The sequence below is a fragment of the Yersinia similis genome (assembly GCF_001053095.1).
In the GTDB taxonomy this organism is placed as follows: Bacteria; Pseudomonadota; Gammaproteobacteria; order Enterobacterales; family Enterobacteriaceae; genus Yersinia; species Yersinia similis.
Map to the genome: position 1 here is coordinate 180448 of NZ_CGBP01000005.1, position 25940 is coordinate 206387.

Here is a 25940-nt window from a genome sequence, read left to right on the forward strand (position 1 = left end):
GAACGCTGTTTGCAGCGGCCTCGTAGAGGCAAGGCCCGAGGATAGGCCAGGTAACCTGTAGCCCACCACCTGCAACTTAATAGGTGGCGGGGATAACGCAATAGCAGTGCAATGGCCACTTTGCCATGATTATCGAAATGAGAGTTCACTAATGAATGATCCGCAACAACGTCGTCTCGATTTACCTAAACTGATGTTTGGGGTGATATTCATTATGGTAATGATTATCGCCAGTTTTTGGGTAATACAACCTTTTGTCATGGGATTAGCTTGGGCGGGTATGGTGGTCATTGCGACCTGGCCGCTGTTAATCCGATTGGAGAAACTTCTTTGGGGCAGGCGTTCACTGGCCGTTGTTGTCATGACGATATTGCTCATTTTACTGTTTGTTATTCCTATCGCGCTGTTGGTCAGTAGTCTGGTTGAAAACAGCGCCCCACTGATCCAATGGGCTTCCAGCCCATCAAATCTGCGTATGCCTAATGTGGATTGGATGAAATCGATTCCATTGGTAGGCGATAAACTTTATAGCAGTTGGCATACCTTAATTTCTGGCGGCGCTAACGCTTTAATGGCTAAAGTGCAGCCTTACGTCGGTGCCACTGCTACCTGGTTTGTGGCACAAGCGGCTCATGTTGGCTATTTTCTGATTCATCTGGCATTGATGGTGCTATTTAGCGTTTTGCTCTATATCCATGGTGAGCAAGTCGCCTTAGGTATCCGTCATTTTGCCATGCGTGCTGCCGATAAACGTGGCGATGCGGTGGTAGTGATGGCGGCGAAAGCGATTCGTGCTGTTGCGTTGGGCGTGGTAGTCACCGCGCTGGTACAAGCCATACTCGGAGGAATAGGCCTTGCTGTCGCGGGTATTCAATATGCCACCATATTGACGGTATTAATGTTCATCTGCTGTGTTGCGCAACTCGGTCCATTACTGGTGCTGATACCTGCGATCATATGGGTGTATTGGACCGGTGATACCACGTGGGGAACGGTACTCTTGGTCTGGAGTTGTATCGTTGGGACATTAGATAACTTTTTGCGCCCATATCTGATCCGTATGGAAGCCGATATGCCAATGATTTTGATCCTCTCTGGGGTGATCGGGGGCTTGTTATCCTTTGGTATGATTGGACTATTTATCGGGCCAGTGGTGCTGGCTATCTCATATCGCCTGATCTCGGCCTGGGTTCACGAAACTCCAGAACCCGAAGAGAGTGTTAACGATGCCGTTAAGCATTTAGAAGAGCTTTAATCCTAAGGGGTTTGGTGGTTATCCTGCCGAACCCCTTATATTCAGCATATATTCACGATTATTAATAAACCTCGATTTTTTACACCCTATTAATTTATAATAAACCGCTTATCTGATTAGCTATTACGCCATCTCATTAGTGATAACCATCTGAAACTATCTCATTCTACTTCTTATTTAATATTTTTTATTCAGAGGATTCTTAATGACTAAGCCACGGAATTTGCTTAAGATTATTATTAGTTAGATTGCATCTCTCTTAAGACGCTTAAATAATCCATTTAATGATAGCTTATTTAAGCGTCTGTGATCTAGTACACGTATTGCTGTGTGTAGTCTTTGCCTGTCACCTAAGACAGGCTTTTTTTTTGCTATTACATCTCACGCGTCATTATTTGTATATTGGCTACCTTTCCTTAATTTTGATTTCATTGTTATGAACCAATTAATTGCAAAAAAAATCCGCAACCTAAGCTACGGATGATTAATACATATGAATACTCGTCTCAATGAACATTCACACTCACTCACAAACACTCATCCCTAACCCTGAGTTATCAATGTTTGGTGTGTTGCGCCAGGCTCAGCCAGGTTTTCACTACGGTATCTGGATTAAGAGACAAGCTGTCGATCCCCTGCTCCATTAGCCACAGGGCAAAATCTTCATGGTCTGACGGACCTTGGCCACAAATCCCGACATATTTACCGTGGCGTTTAGCCGCTTGGATTGCCATTGATAACAACGCTTTTACTGCCTCATTACGCTCATCAAACAACGCCGATACCACGCCAGAGTCACGATCCAACCCCAGTGTCAGTTGAGTCATATCGTTGGAACCAATGGAGAAACCATCAAAATGCTCAAGGAATTGCTCTGCCAGTAACGCATTAGAAGGAATTTCACACATCATGATGATCTTCAGACCATTCTCGCCGCGCTTCAATCCTTGCCTTGCCAGCTCGGCCACCACAGCCTCCGCTTGAGCTACCGTCCGCACAAAAGGCACCATCACTTCGACGTTAGTCAGCCCCATCACATTGCGCACTCGCTTCATCGCCTCACATTCCAGAGCGAAGCAATCACGGAAGTGATCAGAAACATAGCGGCCTGCGCCACGGAAACCTAGCATTGGGTTCTCTTCGTGCGGTTCATAACCCGCTCCCCCCACCAGATTGGCATACTCATTAGACTTAAAGTCAGACAACCGCACGATCACCGGTTTTGGCCAAAATGCTGCCCCCAATGTAGCGATCCCCTCAGTCAGGCGACCGATATAGAACTCAACCGGGTCATCATAGCCATGCATCAGCGCTTTGATCTCAGCCTGTAGCGCAGGCTCCTGCTGATCGAACTCCAGAAGAGCTTTAGGGTGCACACCAATCATCCGATTGATAATAAACTCCAGCCGCGCCAGACCTACCCCTTCATTAGGCAAACGAGCGAAATCAAAAGCCCGGTCCGGGTTGCCAACATTCATCATGATTTTCAACGGTAAATCAGGCAGTTCAGTGACTTGCGAACTTTGAACCGAGAAGTCCAGTAGCTCGTGATAAACGTAACCCGTATCCCCCTCAGCACAGGAAACGGTAACATTTTGGCCCTCTTTCAATAGGTCGGTTGCATTACCACAACCGACCACCGCAGGTATCCCCAGTTCACGAGCAATAATCGCGGCATGGCAGGTACGCCCACCACGGTTGGTAACAATGGCAGAGGCCTTTTTCATGATTGGTTCCCAATCAGGATCAGTCATATCTGTCACCAGTACATCACCCGCCTGAATTCGATCCATCTCACTAATATCATGAATAACTTTGACCAGACCCGCGCCAATGCGATGACCGATAGCACGGCCTTCCACCAGCACATTACTTTGATTATTCAACTGGTAGCGTTCCATCACCTGCTCATTGGAACGCACCGTTTCCGGGCGAGCCTGCACGATAAACAACTGACCCGTATGACCATCTTTGGCCCACTCGATATCCATTGGACGGCCATAATGTTCTTCAATCAACAACGCCTGATGTGCCAATGCTTCTACTTCATCATCACTGAGAGCGAAACGATTGCGTTGTATTTCTGGCACATCTTCAATACACACCTGCTTGCCATGCTCTTGATTCTCGGCATATACCATCCGAATCTTTTTGGACCCCATATTGCGCCGCACGATGGCCGGTTTACCGTTACGCAATGTGGGTTTGTGTACATAAAACTCATCAGGGTTAACCGCCCCCTGTACCACCATTTCTCCCAGACCATGCGCTGCGGTGATAAAGACCACTTGATCAAAACCAGACTCGGTATCAATCGTGAACATCACGCCCGAAGACGCAAGGTCAGAACGCACCATCCGTTGTACACCGGCAGACAATGCTACACCGCGGTGGTCGTACCCCTGATGCACACGATAAGAAATAGCCCGGTCATTAAACAGTGAAGCGAACACATGCTTAATTGCGACCATTATCGCATCAATACCCTGCACATTAAGAAATGTCTCTTGTTGCCCAGCAAAGGACGCATCCGGCATATCTTCTGCTGTCGCAGAAGAGCGAACAGCAAACGATGCCTCAGGTTCGCCGTCAGCTAATTGCTTATAAGCGTCATAAATTGATTGTTCGAACTCTGGGTGGAACGGCGTCTCAATAACCCATTGACGGATCTGAGCGCCCGCTTTGGATAATTCTGCGATATCGTCAATATTGGTATTATCCAATAATTGATAAATCCGTTGGTTGACACCACTTTGCTCCAGGAAGTCGTTAAACGCCTGAGCTGTGGTAGCAAAGCCATTGGGCACAGAAACGCCCAGTTCAGAAAGATGAGTTATCATTTCACCCAGGGAGGCATTTTTACCCCCTACGCGGTCAACATCGTGCATGCCAAGCTGGTTGTACCAAAGCACATTACAGCGGGTGTGGCCATTGTTGGACATCGAAACAATCCTTTTACATTGTCGATTAGTTACGAACAGTTTGTAGGGTACGAACAGCAGTTATCGTCGCTGAAAAATCAGCTATTTCAGACTAGCACAATGATCCATAACCTATGGACAGGTGAATCGATCAACCCAACAAGAAAAATTTTTTGTTGGCTATTCTTGTGACAAAGGCTTTACCCGCGGGGCGAATGAGGCACACTGATTCCACTTAACTTACAGCCTATATCAACGTCATTGGCGTTGTGGCTTGGCAGCAAGGAGTCAGCGTGGAAAGATGTGTATTTTATATTTCGGATGGTACCGCTATCACCGCAGAAGTACTCGGCCATGCCGTTCTATCTCAATTCCCGATCAACGTGACAACCTTTACGTTACCTTTTGTCGAGAATGCCGCCCGCGCACAGTCAGTATGTAAACAAATCAATGAAATATATCAGGATACAGGTATCAGGCCGCTCGTTTTCTATTCGATAATCAGTCTCGAAGTCCGGGAAATAATTCAACGAAGTGAAGGATTTTGTCAGGATATCGTGCAAGCACTGGTCGCACCATTACAAGGTGAGTTGGGCGTACCACCTCAACCAGTGCTAAACCGTACCCACGGCTTAACCGAAAGTAATCTGGATAAGTACGATGCTCGCATCGCAGCCATTGATTATGCCCTTGCCCATGATGACGGTATTTCTCTACGTAATCTGGACCAGGCTCAGGTTATCCTGCTAGGCGTTTCTCGTTGTGGTAAAACCCCCACCAGCCTCTATTTAGCCATGCAATTTGGTATCCGGGCCGCAAACTACCCGTTTATCGCTGATGATATGGACAATTTGCAACTTCCCGCCGCACTGAAGCCTTTTCAGCACAAACTCTTTGGTTTGACAATCAACCCTGAGCGGCTTGCGGCCATCCGTGAGGAGCGGCGTGAGAATAGCCGTTATGCCTCACTACGCCAATGCAGGATGGAAGTGGGTGAAGTAGAAGCCTTATTCCGCAAAAATCAGATTCGCTACCTAAACTCGACGAACTACTCAGTCGAAGAGATTTCAACAAAAATCCTGGATATCTTAGGTATGAGTCGGCGGATGTTCTAACTAAATATTTTTATGAGTGATTATTTGCGGTTTATTCTCTCTAAATTTGCATAAATCACAGTGATGACGGTTGAATTCATGTGATTTTGGTTTATTGTGATCGCCATCACTTCCCGGTATTTCTGCCGTAGAGAAGAACAAATTTAGAGAGTTTTCATGTACAAGACAGATGAACTGCGGACCGCACGCATCGATAGCTTGATTACACCGCAGCAACTGGCTGAAAAGTTACCGATTTCTGAGGTTATTGCAGATAACGTGACAGCGTCACGTAAGCGAATTGAGAAAATACTTATTGGTGAGGACCCACGCCTACTCGTGGTGATTGGCCCCTGCTCTATTCATGACCTTGATGCAGCAATTGATTATGCCACCCGGCTCAATGTGTTACGAGAACGCTATCAAGACCGGCTGGAAATTGTGATGCGTACTTATTTCGAGAAACCACGGACTGTAGTGGGTTGGAAGGGGTTGATTTCTGATCCAGCGCTTGATGGCTCATGCCAGGTGAACTTGGGTATTGAACTGGCACGTAAGCTACTATTAGCCGTGAATGAACTTGGGTTGCCGACCGCTACCGAGTTCCTTGATATGGTAACAGGCCAATATATTGCCGACCTCATCAGTTGGGGGGCAATAGGCGCACGTACCACCGAGAGCCAGATCCACCGAGAAATGGCCTCGGCACTCTCCTGCCCTGTGGGTTTCAAAAATGGTACAGATGGCAATGTGCGTATTGCTATTGATGCCATTCGCGCCGCACAAGCCAGCCATATGTTCCTCTCACCGGACAAAACCGGCCAAATGACGATTTACCAAACCAGTGGTAACCCCTATGGGCATATTATTATGCGGGGTGGAAAGAAACCTAACTATGATGCATCTGATATCGCAGCCACCTGTGACAGCTTGCGGGAATTTGATTTGCCAGAACATCTGGTGGTGGATTTTAGCCACGGTAATTGCCAGAAGATGCATCGCCGTCAGTTGGATGTTGCCGAAAATATCGGGCTGCAGATCCGTGCAGGTTCAACAGCGATTGTCGGTGTTATGGCTGAGAGTTTCCTGATTGAGGGCACACAGAAGATTGTTGCCGGACAGCCCTTAACTTATGGGCAATCCATCACTGACCCTTGCCTGAATTGGGATGATACTGAACAACTATTAAGCCTATTGGCAGATGCAGTAAACAGCCGATTTTAATTAATACGCACAGGTTTTAATGAGTAAACCGTGCATTAAATGCATACATCATGGATAGGGAAAAGTTAACGCTGTCGGGTTAACTTTTTCTATCCCTATTTTCTGTGAAAAAACAGGGTCTATTACCTGTGGTGGCACAGATTACAAGTGCCAAATGGAATAAAAAGTCAGCTGGAACAAGAAATTTCGAGATGTTTTCCCCAATCTGGGGGTAACGCAGCTAAATCATCAAATTCAGGTTGATCAGTAAACGGTTGCTGTAATGCTTGGTGCAACCGTTGAAGTGGCTGAATATCATCTTTTTCTGCTTGAGCAATCGCCTGCTGAGCCAAATAATTACGTAATATGTATTTAGGATTAGCTGCTTTCATCGATTGCTGGCGCTGATCATCATCGATGGATTCTTGCTGTAACCGTGAGCGATAACGGCTGTACCAGCCGTCAAAAGCGGCTCTATCGATAAAGTCATCCCGCAATGGCGATTGTGCAGAGTGTACTTCAACTTCGCTCAATAAGCGGAAAGTCCGGGTATAATCCCGGCCTTCTTTGATCATCAGACTCAACAAACCTGTCAGCAAATCGTTATCTTGGCTGTCACGCTCAAGAAAACCTAACTTGGCTCGCATCTGTTCACCATAAGCAACCATAAGTGCCGGTTCATAAGCCTCTAGCGCCAACTGCAGTTGGTCAGCAGACATTAAACCTGACAACGCGTGCCCCAATCGATGCAAATTCCATAACGCTACGGCAGGCTGATTATCATAAGCATAACGCCCTTGATGGTCGGAGTGGTTACAGATATATCCAGGCACATAGTCATCGAGAAAACCAAATGGGCCATAATCCATAGTAATGCCAAGAATTGACATATTATCGGTATTCATCACACCATGAGCAAACCCAACGGTTTGCCAGTGGGCCATTAAACGCGCGGTTCGCTCTACCACATCCGTAAACCACAGTCGGTAGCATTCTTGGTGCCCCACCCACTGCGGCCAGTGGCGGGCAATAACATAATCCGCTAATTGTTGAACTTGCTCAGGTTGCTGCCGATAATAGAAATGCTCGAAATGACCGAAGCGAATATGACTTTCAGCCACCCTCAGCAGCATCGCGCCTCGTTCAGTTTGCTCACGGTAGATTGGGTGATCGCTAGTCACAATCGTCAGGGCGCGGCTGGTCGGAATACCTAAATGATGTAATGCTTCGGAGGCCAAAAACTCACGTACCACAGAACGCAATACCGCCCGGCCATCCCCCATACGGGAATAAGGTGTTAATCCAGCGCCTTTTAAATGCCAATCCATATAGCGCCCATCATTAAGCCGCTGTTCCCCTAACAAAATCCCACGGCCATCCCCAAGCTGCCCTGCCCACATGCCAAATTGGTGGCCGCTATACACCTGTGCTAGCGGTTCCATTCCGGGTAACAGTGCTTCCCCGGCCCATACTGCAGCCTTTGGTGCAGTGAACCAACTGGCATCCAGCCCTAATTCATGCGCCAGAGGTTTACTGTGATACAACAAGCGGGCACCTTTCAATGGCATAGGTTGCAGGCGTGTGTAAAAACCGCTCAACTGCCGCGCATAGCTGTTATCGAACTCAGGAGCATGTTCCATATTTTTTTTCATCGTTTTATACTTGGTTTCATATCTATGTCCACGGGCTCTGTGCGCGGCCAATAACCACGGTAGTTGAAAGATTAGCGTAATACTTCCACCAGCCAGTGGCGGGCTTGCTGTAACTCGGTTTGTAACTCAGGGAAATCATCAATCCAGCGTTGACAGATGTCATCGATAGCATCAGGGCGGTAAGTGGCCCCCTGTAGCCGTTGCGCTAACTCTTCCAATGGTGTTGGATTCAAGCTGTCAGTATATATTTGACAGCGATCTATCGCGCCGTGCAAAACATCAAAATGTAACTCAATACCGCCCCAGGTAAAGCGGGTATCAACGACATGGCTAAATGCAGGGGCTTGGCCAAAATTCCATTCCCAACTACTCTGTTTGGCGAATTGCTCAGTAAAGCTGGGGAGGTTTGGTAACGACTGCGGAGAGATGACTTCTGCGGATACCTGCTCATCGTAATAATCAAAAAAAGCCTGTTCGATGGCAGTACATATTTTTTCGTGATCAACACCCGGTAACAGTTCGACCAGATTAGTGACTCTGGAGCGGACCGAGGTAATTCCTTTTGCCTGTAATTTTTTAGGATCTGGATTGAGATAATCAGCCAAACGACTGAGATCTGCGTTCAATAATAGTGTTCCATGATGAAAACCACGATCTTTGGTTTCTTTATAAGCAGAACCTGAAACTTTACGTTCATCTTCACCATTAATAACCACTAAATCATTGCGACCTGAGGCCGTTGCCTGGATCCCTAATGATGCCAATGCATTCAAAATAATTTGGGTTGAAATAGTTTTATCATATCCCGGTTTACCGGCCATAAATGTAAAACAGGTATTACCTAAATCATGGAATACCGCCCCGCCACCACTGCTACGGCGCGCTAGTTTTACGCCATCTTGTTCCATACGTCGTGTATTACACTCTTTCCACGGGTTCTGTGCGCGGCCAATAACCACGGTATCAGCATTACGCCACAGGAATAATACCCGTTGATCCGGCGACATTTGGCGAAAAATACACTCTTCTACGGCCAGATTAAACCAAGGATCATAAGAATCAGAAATGAGTAAACGAAGGGATGACATAGAAGGCTCCGACCCAAAAATAAACAGTCACTAAGATAACATATTCACTGATGATATCCTTAGGCTGAGAAGAGAGGGACTGTAGTGATCAACTAAAAATTGCCCATCACCCTATCGAGAGCAAATCAAATACGCCGTGCCTGCCAGTAAACTCGTTTCCAGTACACATTCTCCAACGACGAACGGATGACCCCTTTACTGGTTGAAGCATGAATGAATTCATCATTGGTATCATAGATACCAACATGTAATCCATTCTGACCACTGCCCGTTTTGAAGAAGACTAAATCACCAGGCATCAGTTCATCACGAGAGACTTTAGTACCTAAGGCTGTCTGCGCAAGGGTTGTTCGGGGGAGTTGCATATCAAAACGATCACGGAATGTGCGATAAACAAAACCAGAGCAATCAACACCACGTTGATCTAACCCTCCGTTACGGTACGGCGTTCCCTCCCATTGACGTAACTGCTCATTCAATTTAGCGACCACCACGATGGAATCAGATAAATATCCACTGGGTGTTGGTGTATGGCTGCTACAACCAGCAAGAACCACACTGATCAGAAAGATCCAAAAGCGCGTCCGCATCGATATTTCACCAGAGATAAAGCTCAACTAATTTGCCTAAAGTCGGTTATTCAAGCCTCACTTCTGACTTGAAGTTGCAGCAGTATTAGCAGCTCTTACTCACCCGAATCACGGTGTCTTGATAAGTTCAGCCGGACTCGTATGTTTACTGCTTTACTGCACATCTAACGACTTTAGATATATATTTAGCTGGCGTGGTACATCGTTACGGCTAATTTAACTATCCGGCTCAAAAAAAACAAGTTATATGAATAGGCTAATAGGATTAGCTAACTTTTATAGGTTTTATATTAATCAGCCATATTCCTAATAAAATAAAACCCGCTCCTAGCGTTTTCAGTAAGGTCGCTGGCTCGTTAAACCAAGGTAATAAAACAGCAGCCAGATAAACCAAGGCGTAACTGAGACTCAGCAGTGGGTAAGCGCGATTTAGCGGCAAGTATCTAAGGGCAAAAAACCAACATAACATGGATAAGGCATAACCCATCAGACCACACATTACTGATGCTAATTGCACCAAGTACATCGTCAAGAATTGAACATTGATATCGGCTAGTGATAATAATGGAATATTCATCATACCCCACTTCAACACCAGTTGTGCCACCGTGACCAATACGACGCTTGCCCCCCCCCACAGATAACCTTTCATAGATGCCAACTCATTAGCAAGATACCGAACATAATAGCAGCGATCCCCAACCAGTGCCGAAGAGTGGCCTTTTCACCGTAAAACAGTTGTGCCGCCAATGTAACTAACACAAAATTAAAGCTTAGCATAGGATAGGCCACGCTCAGCGGTAGTTGCTGCAATAACCGTAGCCACAGCAGCATTCCCAAGCCAAGTGACACTACCGCTATCGCGAACCAACGCAATGTCAGTTTCAACCGCCGGGCCTGCGGTTGCTCCCAACATTGTGCAGCCTGTTTTTGGCATAGCTGCCCAATACAGGTTAATAGGCTAACCATCAGCAATAGCAGGTAGCTGTTCATGGTGTTTTCTGGTACCACAACAGGGCGAGTCGATTCATTAGATTCACCTTATCCGCTGGCGGTAGATGGGCCGGAAGCGCTTCATTTCTGGCTAATTGCACGACCAATGAGACATCACCTTTTTTTCTCGCCTGTGCAAGCCACGTGGGGAAATCGTCATTACTAATATAGTTATCCTGACTGTCTGGGTAGGCCAAACCATAGGTTAGTTCACCTTTTTCACTGAACATCAGTATATCACTGCGTTTTAGCTCCCATGCCAGCCCAGCGGCAACACCAACGCTGTCGGTCAGCACATAACGGCTGGCTCTGAGTTCACTAAAATTATTTTTGATAAAGTTTTGCGGTTGCTTCGAGTCCACCACTTGTTGTGGAATTAGGTAACCCACTAACAAAATGAATAACAGTGGGCAAGCTGCTGCCCAGCGCCAGTTTCGGGCATTATTGCGTAAGGTAATAAACCCAGTGACTCCCCAACCAGCAAATGCCAACACACCTAACCAAACTTTCTGATTCTCTTGCGGCCCATAAGCCACTATATCCTTCACTAACCCCAAGCCAATAACGACTATGACTAACGCACAGGCAACCCCGAAGAGTAGATTTATTACACCGTTTATTTTCAATGCCCGCATGCGAATATTGTTAGCGCATTCCGTCGCATATGCCGCCATTAGCAAGGATAGAGGTGCCATGCAGGGCAAAATATAAGTCGGTAACTTCCCTTTTGCTACGCTGAAAAATAGGAATGGCATGACCACCCAACTGAGTAAAAAGAATAATTCTGGTTTTGTTGCCCGCTCACGCCAACCTTTAAATAAGGCGCCAGGTAATAGCCCTAGCCACGGCAGGACACCAATACATAAAATGGGGAGGTAATACCACATTGGAGATTTATGTTGAGCACCCGTTTCCGCAAAACGCTGAATATGTTCAACCCAAAAGAAGTAGTTCCAGAAATCAGGTTCTCGTTGGGCAATCGCCAAAGCCCACGGCAAACTTAATAATACCGCGCACACTATCGCTATCGGGCCAAAAATAATAAGGTCTTTTATCCGTTTTTGCTGGATGACAACGGGTAATACCGCGATAACCGGTACAGCTAATGCCAGAAAGCCTTTGGTCATAAACCCCATGCCACAAGCAATCCCAAGTAATATATATGCACCGACTTTTTGTCGCCAATTTTCGGCTCTTAGCGTGAGATAAAAACTCACCATCGCCGCTGTCAACCACAGAGAAATCATCGGGTCCAGCACCGCATAGGTACCAATGCCAAACACCAATAAGAAGGAAAGATAGATTAATGCAGCCAGTACCGAGGTTGAACGATTACGCCATAATAAGGTTGCCAGCCAATAAACTAATACAGCACTCAATGCAGTACTAAAAATAGAACCGAATCTCACCGCAAAATTACTGTCACCAAATATCCATTGGCTAATGTTATTAAACCAATACCCAGCTACCGGCTTTTCAAAATAACGTACATCCATGAAGTACGGTACGATCCAGTCGCCACGCTGCAACATTTCACGACTAATTTCAGCATAACGAGTTTCATCGGGTTGCCATAACAAACGGCTATTCACCGGTAATAAATAAACCAATGCAAAAAATAGCGCCAGCAATGCTGCACCACTGTTTTTTAATAATTTCATTCAGCATCCTTTATGTCTGACTGACAACCCAACCAACCTTCCCGGCCAGGGAATGCAGCACGTATTACTTTGCCCACAGGCAGTAATTGTAAGTCTGACGGTAACAGCTTACTGAGCGGACAAAACTCAATATCTTGTTGCTTTGCTCTAATCAATAGCTGCTCAAATATCGCTGCCTGAGACATCCCCTCAACTTCGGCATGAATGGTGTATACCGATACACCGCTGTCACGTAGGATGGCGTCAATAATAAAATCATTGAAGTTTTCGGCTTGCACCTGACTGCCGACAACTTCATCGTAAGTTGGCAGCGTCACGGGAATTTGTACACTCCCTAAGCTGCCATTAGGCAACAAAGGCCAGAAAGGATGGGTCCCCCGGCAATCGCTGTTATAACTAAAATCGAATTGCTGTTTTACCGCAAGAACCCGTTCATCGGCGCGCCACCCCGCAGCAGCAGAACAGCTAATGGGTTGACCAATACTCTGCTGTAAAGCATCAACTCCTCTCTGTACTTGCTCAGTCAGTTGTTGCTGTGACCATGAAGCAACGTTGGCCTGCCAGCCTTGATGATCCCAAGCATGCAACCCCACTTCATGCCCCGCCATGGCCGCTGCTTTCATTAACGGACCAAAATCTTTAGCTATTTTCTTACCTGGCCAAGCCGTGCCCGCCAGTAAAATATCCCAACCGTAAAGCGAGGCAGCATTAGAACGTAGCATCTTCCATAAAAAGCGCGGACGAAAAAGGCGCCATAAATGGCGCCCCATATTATCCGGCCCGACACTGAAGAAAAAACTGGCACTAATGTCATGTTTTTTTAAAACAGTAAGTAATGATGGCACCCCGTACTGCGTTCCTCGGTAGGTATCGACATCAATCCTCAGACCGACTTGCTTCATGCGTTCAACTCATCTTTAGGGGCTGCAGTTTTCTCAATTACGGCAGCACGCAAGAAAAAGTCCAGCGTCTCAGTGACCGTTTGTTGCATAGCAATTTCTGGCTGCCAGTGCAGTATTCGGCGCGCATTCTTAATACTTGGCGTGCGGTACTCAACATCCTGATAACCTTTCCCATAATATGCACTGCTCTCAATATCTTTAAAACCTGCAAATGGCGGGAAGTGATCACGTAATTCATGATTTTCGAAGCTCGTTAACAGCATTTCGGCTAATTCACGAATACTGGCTTCGTTAGTTGGATTACCAATATTAATAATCTGACCATCACAGCAACCATCCCGGTTTTCAATAATACGGAATAACGCTTCAATACCATCGTGGATATCAGTAAAACAACGTTTTTGGGCACCACCGTCGACCAGCTTGATTGGTGAGCCTTCGACCAAATTCAGAATAAGCTGTGTAATAGCACGTGAACTGCCTATACGCGCAGCATCAAGGTTATCTAAACGTGGCCCCATCCAGTTAAATGGACGGAACAGCGTAAACTTCAAGCCTTCTTTCACTCCGTAAGCCCAGATAACCCGGTCTAATAACTGTTTTGATACAGAGTAAATCCAGCGTTGCTTATTAATCGGGCCAACAATCAGCCGTGAGGTATCTTCGTCAAATTCTTTGTCATCACACATGCCATACACTTCAGAGGTCGATGGGAAGACAATACGCTTATTGTACTTAACGCAATCTCGCACAATTTTCAGGTTTTCTTCAAAATCCAGCTCAAAGACACGCAGCGGATTACGGGTGTATTCAATGGGTGTCGCAATAGCCACTAATGGCAAGATGACGTCGCATTTTTTAATATGGTATTCAATCCATTCCGAATGAATACTGATATCCCCTTCCACAAAGTGGAAAGAAGGGTTACCTAAGAAGCGACTTATCGCGTCAGAGCCAATATCCAAGCCATATACTTCGTAACGATCATCTTGTAATAAGCGTTCAGTCAAATGATTACCAATAAAACCATTTACCCCCAGAATTAACACACGAGTACGTCTTTTCAACGCATTGCTTGGCTTATTACCCAAACGCACATCCGTTACAATGCCCATCTCTTGTGCTAAACGATTCCCTTGGACATACAGACCGGCCTCACCTTGACCCGTAATAATCTCCAACGCCCCCTCGCCACATGCCACAGTGAGTGGGGCCGTCGATAACACGGTGCCTGGCAATTTGTTATGTACTAAATCTACTGGACGTGAGCGCCAAATCGTAAGTTTACGCTGCCCCAGATAACTGAATGCTCCAGGGTAAGGCTCAGTCACTGCGCGAACTAAATTGTTGATGGTAAATGCAGATTTCTGCCAATGAATCTCACCATCCGCCGCCGTGCGCCGACCAAAATAACTGGCATCTGCCTCTTTCTGCGGTGTCAGCGGCAGTGGGCCCTCTTTCATTCTAGGTAATAAGTTACGCAACAATTCTTGGGCAGCATCACGCATTTTGGCATGCAACGTCAATGCCGTATCAATATCACTGATGGCAACTTTATACTGACCTGCAATCGGACCTGCATCCGCTTTTTTTACCATCTGATGAAGCGTCACACCCGTCTCTGTTTCCCCATTGACCAATACCCAGTTAATTGGGGCTCGGCCACGATACTGAGGCAATAACGAACCGTGTAAGTTAAATCCGCCTTGTGGGGCCAATGACAAAATTTCATCACTAAGCATGTTGCGATAATAGAAGGAGAAAATGATATCCGGCTGTAACTCACGAATACGTTCAATCCACAAAGGGTGGTTGACATCTTCCGGTGCAAATACTGGCAGTGCCAGATCGGCGGCCACTCTAGCGACTGAAGAGAAAAAGCGATTCTCGCCAGGATTATCAGTATGGGTAAATACCGCCTGAATATCGTAACCCGCCTCTGCTAATGCGTTTAGACCCACGCAACCAATATCATGATAGGCAAATACAATCGCTTTCATTTTTCTACATCCTGATTATTTTCGGTCTGCTCCGCGCCGACCACTTTCTGAACAAAGTAACGTGGGCGAGCGCGCACATCGTTATAAATACGACCGATATATTCACCAAGTAACCCCATACCAACAAACTGGGCACCGATGAACATGAACAATACGGCGAAGAGCGTAAAAACACCGCCGCCAGCCCACTCAGGACCAAAGATCAAGCGTAAGGCCACCAGCAGCACTGAGAAAGTGAAGCCCAAAAGAGCAATGGCACTCCCCACCAGACTTAACAAACGTAACGGCGTCGTTGTCAGGCAGGTGATCAGGTCATACATCAGATTGATAAGCCTCATCAGGCTATATTTGGAATTGCCAAATTCACGCTCGGCGTGATGGACCGTAATTTCTGTCGTCCGCCGGGCGAATGTATTAGCGAGGATTGGGATAAATGTACTGCGCTCGTGACAGTGTAACATTGCTTCAACAATGTGACGTCGATAAGCTCGTAGCATGCAGCCGTAGTCACCCATTGATTTCCCTGTAGCACGTTGGATCATCATATTGATCATACGAGACGCGGTTTTACGGAACAGGGAATCTTGGCGATTAGCACGCACGGTACCGACCACGTCATAGCCCTCTTCTGCCACATGAACTAAACGTGGGATTTCTTCAGGCGGATTTTGTAAATCAGCATCAAGTGTAATAATTAAATCACCGCTAACCTGATTAAACCCCGCCATAATGGCGGAATGTTGACCATAATTACGGTTTAGCAAAACCGCAATTATCTGGCTATCAGGATCATTTGCCGCAGTAGTCAAAAGCTCAGCAGAATTGTCGCTACTACCGTCATCAACCAAAATTATTTCATAAGCTTGCGTAAGTAATTTACAGGCAGCTGTCGTTCTGTCTATTAATGCTGGCAAGCTCTCTTGCTCGTTATAGACAGGAATAACAATGGAGACCTTCTTAATTGGTTCATTTAGCGACACGGTGTGACCCTATAATGGTTGTTAATGCATTAGCCACCCGTTCAATATCACTGTCTAGCATATCGGGGAAAAGCGGTAACGTGCACAATCTGGCTGAGTTCCATTCCGTGTTGGGTAAATACAAATGCGGATAACGTTCGCGATAATATTTTTGGGTATGCACCGCACGAAAATGCAGCCCACTCCCAATACCCATATCTTTCAAACACGCCATCAGTTGATCCCGGCTAATACCACAGCGTTCTTCATCAACACGCACTATAAAAAGGTGCCAGGCATGTTGATGAGCATAGTGAGGTACGGTCAACGGCTGCAAAGGCAAATGCGCTAATGCCTTATGATAGGAAGCAACCAGCGCCTGCCGACGGGCATTAATTTCGGGCAAACGTCTAAGCTGTACAACCGCGATAGCTGCGTGGATATCAGATAAATTATATTTATACCCCGGCTCCACAACTTCAGCCTGTGGACTACGCCCCTGTATTTGTCGGTCAAAGGCATCCACACCCAGGCCATGGAACTTAAGCCGACGTACTTTGTCCGCCAATTCATCATCATCAGTGGCGACTAAGCCACCCTCGGCGCAAGTGATGTTCTTGATGGCATGGAAAGAGAAAATAGCGGTACCCTGCTCACCAATCCATTGATCACCATAACGAGTTCCCGCGGCATGTGCAGCATCTTCAATCAGTGGGATACCATGCCGTTGGGAGATCTGACGCAATCCGCCAAGGTCGCAAGGCGCACCAGCGTAGTGGACGGGAATAATAGCTTTGGTGTTGGATGTAATAGCCGCTTCAATATCAGCTGTATTTACCATCAATGTATCGCGATCGACATCGACCATTACGGGTTCTGCACCCAACAACACGATCATGTTAATCGTAGAAACCCACGTCTGTGATGGCGTAATAACTTCATCACCAGGGCCAATGCCCAACGCCATCAATGTAATGTGCATTCCTGCTGTTGCAGAACATACGGCGATCGCATGTTTACAACCAAAAATCTGGCAGAAATCAGTTTCTAATTGCTGATTCTGGGGACCGGTAGTAATCCAACCAGAGCCTAATACTTTAGCAACGGCATTAATTTCTTCACTACCTATTGCTGGCCTAGAAAAAGGCAAAAAACTCTGCATTGATAAATCCCTTAGGACACCGTCATTGACTATTAACTATATGCCCAGATAAGTTAACGAAAACTAAACGCCAATCAGATAAGAGCGTTGCCTGCTATTGTTAACTTTAGTTTGCTAACCTTAAATAAACCTTAGGAAGACACTATTTTATTGGGGGGAAAAAGAATTATTAGCTCAATAATAGTAGTGATATATTGACCGTATCAATCAATGAGTTGAATGTAATGCTATAACTACGTTCATTATTTATACTGATAACGGCCACGATAAAATAACATCGTAAGCAGAATGGTCTGGTGAGAATAGGAGAAGTAAATAATATTTTATTGCTAATAAATATATCTAAGCGTTATACGCTTCTTGTGATAATCCACTGCTGTTCATTAAAATTGTGTATTTGAAAATCAACTTCAAATACTTGGGAGAGCACATCCGCTCGCATGACTTGCTGAGTTTCTCCTTGCACTAATACTTGCCCTTGAGCCAGCAACCATACTTCGTCAGCTTGCTGTAACGTATGATTGAGGTCATGGCCACTGATGATAACACTGCGCCCTGACCGACAAAATTCCACTAACAAAGCATCCAAAGCCACTTTTTGAGCAACATCCAGGCCACTATAGGGTTCATCCAGCAACAACAATTTACTGTCAGGGTTTATATCCGGCCAAACTTGCAAAAAAACCGCAGCTAACCGCACTCGTTGCCATTCACCACCGGAAAGATGTGACAGCATTCGCGGTAATTTGTCGCTTAAACGTAGCTTATTACAGATATAGCTAATCGCTGTTGCCACAGCCTGTGAATTAGCACCGGCGGGTTGATAAAGAGCAAGATATTGGAAAACGGGCATCAGAGACAATGCGGACTGCTGCTGAGATAAATAGGCCCGTTGACGGGCTAATTCATGCCCTTCATAGTGTTGCAATGATTTACCCGCTAACACAATTTCACCGCTAGTAGGCAATAACCCCGCCAATGAGGCCAACAAAGTGCTTTTCCCTGCCCCATTAGGGCCAATCAAATGAATTTGCAACCCCGTGGTCACCTGCGAAGAAAAAGAATCCAGGCGGGTTCCTACGCTGACATTGTTGAGTTGCAATAGCATCAAAATAAACTCGTTACCCGTAATTTAGTGGCTAGCCAGTGCCTGATTGATGGAATTGATTAAAATAGGTGCTTCTGGTGCCATATCTGGAGCAAAACGCGCCAATACAGTGCCATCACGGCTAATCAGGAATTTCTCAAAATTCCATAGGATATCACCCGGCTGTTTTGGCTCACGGCCTTTACTCGCCAGGCGTTGATAAAATTCACTTCCTTCCGGTTTCACTGCAACAGGCTTAGCAGCAACCAGGTGCTGATATAGAGGATGCCGATGTGGACCATTGACTTCAATTTTACTGAACATGGGGAAGTCGACACCAAAAGTACCACGGCAGAAAGCATGAATTTCCTCATCACTGCCAGGCTCTTGTCCTGCAAACTCATTACTCGGGAAACCTAAAACCTCAACACCTTGCTTCTGATAGGTTTTATAGAGGTTTTCTAATCCTTCATATTGCTTAGTCAAACCACATTGCGAAGCCACATTCACCACTAATAAAACGGAACCTTTATACTTCGCCAACTGAACCAACTGGTGATCAATCGTTTGCACTGAAATGGCGTAAATTGGGTGACTCATCAGGTTGGATCCTTATTCAATAATGATAATAAACCGGTAAAATCACAGTGGCATTTATAAGAAGACAAATCACTTTACTCCTTTCACCCGTATCAGTAACCAGATAAATAATGGCGATCCTAACGTTGCAGTAACCACACCAATCGGTAGCTCTGCCGAAGATAATACCGTGCGAGCGACAACATCAGCTAATAATAATACCCCCCCGCCGGCGAATGCACAGCCCGATAATAGCCGGCGTTGATCGGTTAAACCGGTTAACCGTAAAATATGAGGGATAACCAAGCCAATAAAACTGATGACACCCGCGAGTGCAACACTAATGCCGACCAGTAATCCGATGGCCAGTACCAATAAATTCCGCCATAAATGAAGCGATACCCCCAACTGCCTGGCCTGCTGCTCACCGAGTGACATGAAGTTCAGGACACGGCCTTGGCAGCAAAGCCATATGACGATAGGCAGGAGAGCCAGCACTAAACTTTGCTGACGCCAGTCAACACCGCTGAACCCACCCATCATCCAATACATGAGCTGACGTAAATCCAAACTGGTGCTGAAATAGACAGCCCAAGTCATCATTGCACTGCAAATGATACTTAAGGCAACACCGACCAATAATAGCTGGGCATTAGTTAATAAACGGCGACGGGTGAAACTTAACAGAATAGATGTCATCAACAATGCGCCAATAATGGCACACATGCTCAGAACCCAAATTGGCAATAATCCATGACCTAATAATACGGCCGTCACCAATGCAACACCTGCGCCATTTGCCACGCCAAGTAGACCTGGTTCAGCTAACGGATTTTCAAACAATGCCTGCATCACAGCACCAGACACGGCCAGACTTGCACCAACCATAATTACAGCCATAGATCGGGGCAAGCGTAGTTGCCAAACAAATAATTTGCCACTTTCACTGAACCAGTGCTCTGGCCAAATCCAGACATCACCCGCAGATAAACTGATGAGTAGCGCGAACCAGAGCATAACAGCCAGCCCAGCAAGATAACGATGGTCACGCTGCCGCTGCCGTTGTTGAAGTGCGGTAAATAACTGACTTGTCTGCATTACACCCTCGGTCGGCCGTTACCCAAGATTTACCCGAATAGGTCGGGTGAACATACATGGGCCTACTGCCCATTCTCAGGCACTGATATTAGGGGGTTAGAGCGTGAAGGGGAAGTTGTGCTTGGCGAATAACGCTCTTTATTGCTAATAATTAGGAAGGATAGCCACAACCTGCGGTCAGCATGTGAACACCGTTAAAATAAAACAACTGTACTTCAATAAGTTACAACCAAGAAAAAGGCCGCTTACGCGGCCTTTTATGTCGAAAATTACTCACTCTTTTGGAGTGGCACTCTCTACCCGGCTTTTCAGTTTCTGCCCAGGACGGAAAGTCACCACACGGCGCGCCGTTATAGGAATGTCCTCACCCGTCTTAGGGTTACGCCCTGGACGTTGGTTCTTGTCTCGCAGATCAAAATTGCCAAAGCCAGACAGTTTGACCTGTTCGCCATTCTCCAGAGCACGACGTACTTCTTCGAAGAATAACTCAACCAGATCTTTAGCATCTCGTTTGCTAAGCCCTAGCTTTTCAAACAGATGTTCTGACATTTCAGCTTTAGTAAGCGCCATAGGTTCAATCCCTCAAGGATGCTTGGAATCGCTGTTTTAATGCCTCTACGCATTTTGCAACGGTAGCGGCGATCTCCTCTTCTTCCAGTGTACGGGCGGTATCCTGCAACACCAGACTAATAGCCAGGCTCTTATAGCCCTCTGCTACGCCCTTGCCACGGTACACATCAAACAAGTTTACGCCAACTACCTGATTTGCGCCAACTTTCTTACACTCGGCCAAAATATCTTCTGCGGGAACGTTTTCAGCCACTACAACAGCAATATCACGACGGTTCGCCGGGAAGCGGGAAATCTCTCTCGCCTGAGGCACAGCGCGGTCTGCAAGCTTATTCCACTGCACTTCAAACACGACAGTTCGACCATTCAGATCCAGCTTACGTTCCAATTCTGGGTGAACTACACCAATGAAACCAATGTGTTCACCCGCTAAATAAATTGCAGCACTCTGCCCAGGGTGCAGAGCAGAATGCGCTTCTGCCCGGAACTGAACATCAGATAATTTGCCGGTAAGCTCCAGAATTGCTTCCAAATCACCTTTCAAATCATAGAAGTCGATTGGCTGACGCGCCAGATCCCAATGCTCATCGTAACGAGGACCAGCAATAACACCTGCTAGCATTACATCCTGCCTAACGCCTAAATCTGCCGTATTATCAGGAACAAAGCGCAAGCCGCTTTCGAATAGTCGCAGCCGAGATTGTTGACGATTCTGATTATAAACGACTGCCGACAGCAAACCCGTTAACAGTGATAAACGCATTGCGGACATATCAACTGAAATAGGGCTTGGTAAAATGAGTGCTTCCTGTTGTGGATACAGTAATGCCTGTACTTTAGGATCAACAAAACTGTAAGTAATTGCTTCCTGATAACCACGATCCACTAAAGCTGTCTTTACCCGCTTCAACGACAAGCTTGCTTCACGGTGTTTAGTCATCACCAAATCAGCTCTAACGGGGACATCTGGAATATTGTTGTAGCCATAAATACGGGCGACTTCTTCCACCAGATCTTCTTCGATGACCATATCGAAACGCCAGCTCGGTGCTACAGCCTGCCAATCAAAACCACATTCAGTCACCTCACATCCTAAGCGACGCAAAATATCACTTACTTGTTCAGATGGAATATGATGACCGATCAAGCGATCCAGCTTTTCACGACGCAACTTGATAGTGGCTTGCTTTGGTAGTTCTGATGCTGTCGTCACATCAACAACCGGCCCGGCTTCCCCACCGCAGATATCAATCAATAGACGTGTCGCACGTTCGATAGCTTTATGTTGTAACGCTGGGTCAACACCACGCTCATAACGATGAGATGCATCAGTATGTAAGCCATGGCGGCGTGCTCGGCCAGTAATAGACAGTGGATTGAAGAACGCGGACTCCAGCAATACATTTCTGGTTTCTTCATTGACACCAGAATGCTTGCCACCAAAGATACCCGCCATCGCCAATGGTTTCTGATGATCGGCAATAACCAGTGTATCGGCGTTCAACTTGGCTTTTGTACCATCTAATAGCGTCAGTTCTTCGCCTTCAGTTGCCAGACGAACGATGATCCCACCACTGATACTCTCCAGATCAAAGGCATGCATTGGCTGCCCTAGCTCCAGCAACACAAAATTGGTCACATCGACAACAGGATCAATTGAACGAATGCCACAACGGCGCAATTTTTCACGCATCCATAGCGGTGTCTCAGCCTTAACGTTGATTCCCTTCACTACACGGCCCAGATAACGCGGGCAAGCTTGTGGGGCATCGACACGAATAGGGATTGTGTCATTAATTGATGCAACAACTTCAGCCATATCCGGTTCAGTTAATGGCAATTGATTAACGACGGCCACATCACGAGCCACACCAATAATCCCTAAACAATCGGCACGGTTTGGCGTTACGCTGATTTCAATCGTCTTGTCGTCCAAGTGTAGATATTCACGGACATCGACACCGATAGGAGCATCTGCGGGTAATTCGATAATGCCATCATGATCGTCTGAAATAGCCAACTCAGAAAAAGAGCACAGCATCCCTTCAGAAGGCTCACCGCGTAGTTTGGCTGCTTTAATTTTAAAGTCACCCGGTAATACCGCACCTACCGTTGCAACCGCAACTTTGAGGCCTTGACGACAATTAGGTGCACCACAAACGATGTCCAGAAGGCGATCACCACCAATATCAATTTTGGTCACTCGCAGCTTATCTGCATTTGGATGTTGCCCACACTCCACTACATGACCCACAACCACGCCATTAAACTCACCGGCAACAGCGTCTACACCATCAACCTCTAACCCGGCCATGGTAATCTGATGAGCTAAATCATCGCTGCTAATGGCTGGATTTACCCATTCGCGTAACCAAAGTTCACTGAATTTCATGAGATATCCTGCCTTACTTAAACTGTTTGAGGAAACGCAGATCGTTTTCGAAGAATGCACGCAAATCGGTGACGCCGTAACGTAGCATCGTTAAACGTTCCATGCCCATACCGAATGCAAAGCCTGAGTAAATCTCTGGATCGATACCGACATTACGTAATACATTCGGGTGCACCATGCCGCAGCCCAGTACCTCAAGCCACTTACCATTTTTGCCCATCACATCAACTTCAGCGGAAGGCTCAGTAAACGGGAAATAAGATGGGCGGAAACGAATCTGTAGATCTTCTTCGAAGAAGTTACGCAAGAAATCGTGCAGTGTGCCTTTCAAATTAGTGAAACTGATATCACGGTCAACGATTAACCCTTCCATCTGATGGAACATCGGTGTGTGTGTTTGGTCATAATCGTTACGATAAACCCGACCAGGCACGATAATACGGATTGGCGGCTGTTGCTCTTGCATGGTACGGATTTGCACGCCAGACGTTTGCGTCCGGAGCAACCGGGTTGCATCAAACCAGAAAGTATCATGGTCAGCTCGGGCCGGATGATGAGCCGGAATATTCAAGGCATCGAAATTATGGTAGTCATCTTCAATTTCTGGGCCAGACTCTACAGAAAAACCTAACTCACCAAAGAAGGTTTCGATACGGTCGATTGTACGAGTAACAGGATGTAGGCCACCATTCTCCATACGACGCCCTGGTAGCGAGACATCTATCGTTTCGGCGGCTAATCGTGCATTCAAGACCTCTGACTCTAACTTCTCTTTACGCGTATTAAGCGCTTCCTGTACTTCCTGCTTGGCCTGATTAATAACAGCACCAGCTGCTGGACGTTCTTCTGCTGGCAACTCACGCAACGATGTCATTTGAAGGGTCAAATGGCCTTTTTTGCCTAGATATTCGACGCGTACTAAATCCAACGCGGCAACATCCTGGGCATCTTCTACGGCTGCTTTAGCTTTGGCAACCAGCTCTACGAGATGTGGCATTGTTTTCTCTTCCTCTGGCCGGTATGGCCCGCTTGTAGTTATATCCTTTGCTCTTGAAGCTGCAGGGGGTTAGCTACGCTCACTCACCCGAATCACTTACTGGCCTTGGCCTTAAAAAAATAAGTAAGCTCATCGGGATTTACTCGCCTGCCTGCAACCCCAATAACTTTGGATATATAATGAATGAGTTAAAAACCGATGACCGAAATAAATTTTATACAAAATCAGCAAGGTATCCCATTCGCGCCCCACTCTAGTCACCATAAGTGCTGTAGAGCAAAAACAAAAAAGCCTCCACGATGGGAGGCTTCGGCGCTATTTTTCGTTTCTATTCTTACGCGCAAGCCTCCTGTAATCAGGCGCTAAAGTAAAAAAAGAAGCGAAAAAAAACTGTATGCATCATAACGATGACCTTATGGAATCTATATATCGCAATTCAGTCTATAACCAAGTGCAAAGATTAAAAGAGGGAGACAAGCTCCCTCTTCTATTCTGACTTACGCCAGAGCTGCTTTCGCTTTTTCGACCAGTGCAGAGAACGCCACTTTATCGAATACTGCGATGTCAGCCAAGATCTTACGGTCAATTTCAACAGAAGCCTTTTTCAGACCATTGATGAAACGGCTGTAAGACAGACCATTTTGACGAGCAGCTGCGTTGATACGTGCAATCCACAGTTGGCGGAATTGACGCTTCCGTTGACGGCGGTCACGGTAGGCGTATTGGCCTGCCTTGATTACTGCCTGGAAAGCAACACGATATACGCGCGAACGGGCACCATAGTAGCCTTTCGCCTGCTTTAAGATTTTTTTGTGACGTGCACGTGCAATCACACCACGTTTTACGCGAGCCATTTACTTCTCCTATCGTCTTAATTCAAACCAAAATTACTTATGCGTACGGCAGACATGCTACGACCAGACCCAGATCGTTCTTAGATACCAGGCCTTTTGGACGTAAATGACGTTTACGCTTAGTAGCTTTTTTGGTCAGAATATGACGCAGGTTAGCATGCTTACGCTTAAAACCACCATTAGCGGTTTTTTTGAAGCGCTTAGCGGCGCCGCGTACTGTCTTAATTTTTGGCATTGAATATATCCACTTCGCATTGTTAATTACAACGAGCTAGCTAGGCGAACAGGTTTCTTACTACGCAAACGCAGAGAAACCTGTTACTTGAATGCCTTACTGTCTCTTCTTAGGTGCGAGCACCATGATCATCTGACGACCTTCGATACGAGTCGGGAAGGACTCAACAACGGCCAAATCAGAATCTTCACACAGGTCTTTACGGACGCGGTTAAGCACTTCCATACCGATCTGTTGGTGCGCCATTTCACGCCCACGGAACCGCAGGGTGATTTTGGCTTTATCGCCATCTTCCAGAAAGCGAACCAGGTTGCGTAGTTTGACCTGATAGTCGCCATCATCGGTACCAGGACGGAATTTAATTTCCTTGACCTGAATGACTTTTTGCTTCTTCTTCTGTTCTTTTGTCGATTTGCTCTTCTCGTAGAGGAATTTGCCGTAATCCATAATACGACAAACTGGCGGCTCGGCATTCGGACTGATTTCTACTAAATCAACACCAGCTTCCTCGGCTTTTTCAAGAGCTTCATTCAGACTGACAATACCAATCTGTTCACCATCGACGCCTGTTAAGCGAACTTCTGTGGCGCGAATCTCTTTGTTGATGCGATTAGGACGCGCCGGTTGAACTCGTTTTCCGCCTTTAAT

At 46.4% G+C, this 25940-nt stretch carries 24 protein-coding genes, 1 other RNA gene and 1 other annotated feature; of the genes, 4 read left to right on the forward strand and 21 right to left on the reverse strand.

Annotated features, from left to right (window positions below):
* Nucleotides 1-151 precede the first annotated feature (151 nt).
* A complete protein-coding gene (ydiK, locus tag AC971_RS06180; RefSeq protein WP_025384042.1) occupies nt 152-1255 on the forward strand; it encodes an AI-2E family transporter YdiK in 1104 nt (367 codons plus the stop codon).
* Between the two features lie 261 nt (nt 1256-1516).
* Nucleotides 1517-1626: antisense sRNA RprA (gene rprA, locus AC971_RS22775), an RNA gene on the forward strand.
* Nucleotides 1627-1812: 186 nt separating this feature from the next.
* Here rprA and ppsA read toward each other — a convergent pair.
* Complete coding sequence (gene ppsA / locus AC971_RS06185) at nt 1813-4197, reverse strand: phosphoenolpyruvate synthase (protein ID WP_025384043.1); 2385 nt, start codon at nt 4195-4197, stop codon at nt 1813-1815.
* 272 nt (nt 4198-4469) lie between these two features.
* On the opposite strand from ppsA, the gene ppsR reads away from it, so the two are divergent.
* Nucleotides 4470-5291, forward strand: coding sequence for a posphoenolpyruvate synthetase regulatory kinase/phosphorylase PpsR (gene ppsR / locus AC971_RS06190; protein ID WP_025384044.1), 822 nt, complete (start codon nt 4470-4472; stop codon nt 5289-5291).
* A 156-nt stretch (nt 5292-5447) separates the two neighbouring features.
* Nucleotides 5448-6494, forward strand: a complete 1047-nt coding sequence (locus tag AC971_RS06195; protein WP_025384045.1) for a 3-deoxy-7-phosphoheptulonate synthase — start codon at nt 5448-5450, stop codon at nt 6492-6494.
* Between the two features lie 167 nt (nt 6495-6661).
* Here AC971_RS06195 and AC971_RS06200 read toward each other — a convergent pair whose 3' ends face one another.
* From AC971_RS06200 to infC, 20 genes are all read right to left on the reverse strand, one after another.
* Entirely contained in the window at nt 6662-8125 is a 1464-nt protein-coding gene (locus AC971_RS06200; RefSeq protein ID WP_025384046.1) for a protein adenylyltransferase SelO, read from the reverse strand.
* 71 nt (nt 8126-8196) lie between these two features.
* Complete coding sequence (locus AC971_RS06205) at nt 8197-9213, reverse strand: lipoate--protein ligase (RefSeq protein ID WP_025384047.1); 1017 nt, start codon at nt 9211-9213, stop codon at nt 8197-8199.
* A 125-nt stretch (nt 9214-9338) separates the two neighbouring features.
* On the reverse strand, nt 9339-9803 hold the full coding sequence (locus tag AC971_RS06210) for an NlpC/P60 family protein (RefSeq protein ID WP_025384048.1): 465 nt from the start codon (nt 9801-9803) through the stop codon (nt 9339-9341).
* A gap of 265 nt (nt 9804-10068) precedes the next feature.
* Nucleotides 10069-10455, reverse strand: coding sequence for a 4-amino-4-deoxy-L-arabinose-phosphoundecaprenol flippase subunit ArnF (arnF, locus tag AC971_RS06215; protein ID WP_025384049.1), 387 nt, complete (start codon nt 10453-10455; stop codon nt 10069-10071).
* Nucleotides 10452-10796: a 4-amino-4-deoxy-L-arabinose-phosphoundecaprenol flippase subunit ArnE gene (gene arnE, locus AC971_RS06220; RefSeq protein WP_025384050.1), complete on the reverse strand. Its 345-nt coding sequence runs from the start codon at nt 10794-10796 to the stop codon at nt 10452-10454. The genes arnF and arnE overlap by 4 nt, the downstream gene beginning before the upstream one ends.
* Complete coding sequence (gene arnT, locus AC971_RS06225) at nt 10793-12457, reverse strand: lipid IV(A) 4-amino-4-deoxy-L-arabinosyltransferase (RefSeq protein ID WP_025384051.1); 1665 nt, start codon at nt 12455-12457, stop codon at nt 10793-10795. Before arnT ends, arnE begins: the two co-directional genes overlap by 4 nt.
* On the reverse strand, nt 12454-13359 hold the full coding sequence (arnD, locus tag AC971_RS06230) for a 4-deoxy-4-formamido-L-arabinose-phosphoundecaprenol deformylase (RefSeq protein ID WP_025384052.1): 906 nt from the start codon (nt 13357-13359) through the stop codon (nt 12454-12456). Before arnD ends, arnT begins: the two co-directional genes overlap by 4 nt.
* Complete coding sequence (gene arnA / locus AC971_RS06235; RefSeq protein ID WP_025384053.1) at nt 13356-15359, reverse strand: bifunctional UDP-4-amino-4-deoxy-L-arabinose formyltransferase/UDP-glucuronic acid oxidase ArnA; 2004 nt, start codon at nt 15357-15359, stop codon at nt 13356-13358. The genes arnD and arnA overlap by 4 nt, the downstream gene beginning before the upstream one ends.
* Entirely contained in the window at nt 15356-16339 is a 984-nt protein-coding gene (gene arnC, locus AC971_RS06240) for an undecaprenyl-phosphate 4-deoxy-4-formamido-L-arabinose transferase (RefSeq protein WP_025384054.1), read from the reverse strand. Before arnC ends, arnA begins: the two co-directional genes overlap by 4 nt.
* Nucleotides 16326-17480 (reverse strand): UDP-4-amino-4-deoxy-L-arabinose aminotransferase, encoded by a 1155-nt coding sequence (gene arnB / locus AC971_RS06245; protein WP_025384055.1) that lies wholly within the window; start codon nt 17478-17480, stop codon nt 16326-16328. Before arnB ends, arnC begins: the two co-directional genes overlap by 14 nt.
* Before the next feature lie 349 nt (nt 17481-17829).
* The gene (gene btuD, locus AC971_RS06250; RefSeq protein ID WP_025384056.1) at nt 17830-18588 is read right to left on the reverse strand and encodes a vitamin B12 ABC transporter ATP-binding protein BtuD; all 759 of its coding nucleotides are present in this window, start codon (nt 18586-18588) and stop codon (nt 17830-17832) included.
* A gap of 24 nt (nt 18589-18612) precedes the next feature.
* Nucleotides 18613-19167 (reverse strand): glutathione peroxidase, encoded by a 555-nt coding sequence (locus AC971_RS06255; protein ID WP_025384057.1) that lies wholly within the window; start codon nt 19165-19167, stop codon nt 18613-18615.
* Nucleotides 19168-19236: 69 nt separating this feature from the next.
* Nucleotides 19237-20244, reverse strand: a complete 1008-nt coding sequence (gene btuC, locus AC971_RS06260; protein ID WP_025384058.1) for a vitamin B12 ABC transporter permease BtuC — start codon at nt 20242-20244, stop codon at nt 19237-19239.
* Between the two features lie 273 nt (nt 20245-20517).
* Nucleotides 20518-20814: an integration host factor subunit alpha gene (gene ihfA / locus AC971_RS06265; protein ID WP_002211830.1), complete on the reverse strand. Its 297-nt coding sequence runs from the start codon at nt 20812-20814 to the stop codon at nt 20518-20520.
* 4 nt (nt 20815-20818) lie between these two features.
* Nucleotides 20819-23206: a phenylalanine--tRNA ligase subunit beta gene (pheT, locus tag AC971_RS06270; protein ID WP_025384059.1), complete on the reverse strand. Its 2388-nt coding sequence runs from the start codon at nt 23204-23206 to the stop codon at nt 20819-20821.
* A gap of 13 nt (nt 23207-23219) precedes the next feature.
* Nucleotides 23220-24203, reverse strand: coding sequence for a phenylalanine--tRNA ligase subunit alpha (gene pheS, locus AC971_RS06275; protein WP_025384060.1), 984 nt, complete (start codon nt 24201-24203; stop codon nt 23220-23222).
* Between the two features lie 281 nt (nt 24204-24484).
* Nucleotides 24485-24607, reverse strand: a sequence feature (Phe leader region).
* A complete protein-coding gene (gene pheM, locus AC971_RS25730; RefSeq protein WP_155408922.1) occupies nt 24559-24606 on the reverse strand; it encodes a pheST operon leader peptide PheM in 48 nt (15 codons plus the stop codon). It overlaps the preceding feature by 48 nt.
* A gap of 93 nt (nt 24608-24700) precedes the next feature.
* On the reverse strand, nt 24701-25057 hold the full coding sequence (rplT, locus tag AC971_RS06280; RefSeq protein ID WP_002211833.1) for a 50S ribosomal protein L20: 357 nt from the start codon (nt 25055-25057) through the stop codon (nt 24701-24703).
* A gap of 37 nt (nt 25058-25094) precedes the next feature.
* Complete coding sequence (gene rpmI, locus AC971_RS06285) at nt 25095-25292, reverse strand: 50S ribosomal protein L35 (protein WP_002211834.1); 198 nt, start codon at nt 25290-25292, stop codon at nt 25095-25097.
* 96 nt (nt 25293-25388) lie between these two features.
* Nucleotides 25389-25940 (reverse strand): translation initiation factor IF-3, encoded by a 552-nt coding sequence (gene infC / locus AC971_RS22785; protein ID WP_071825515.1) that lies wholly within the window; start codon nt 25938-25940, stop codon nt 25389-25391.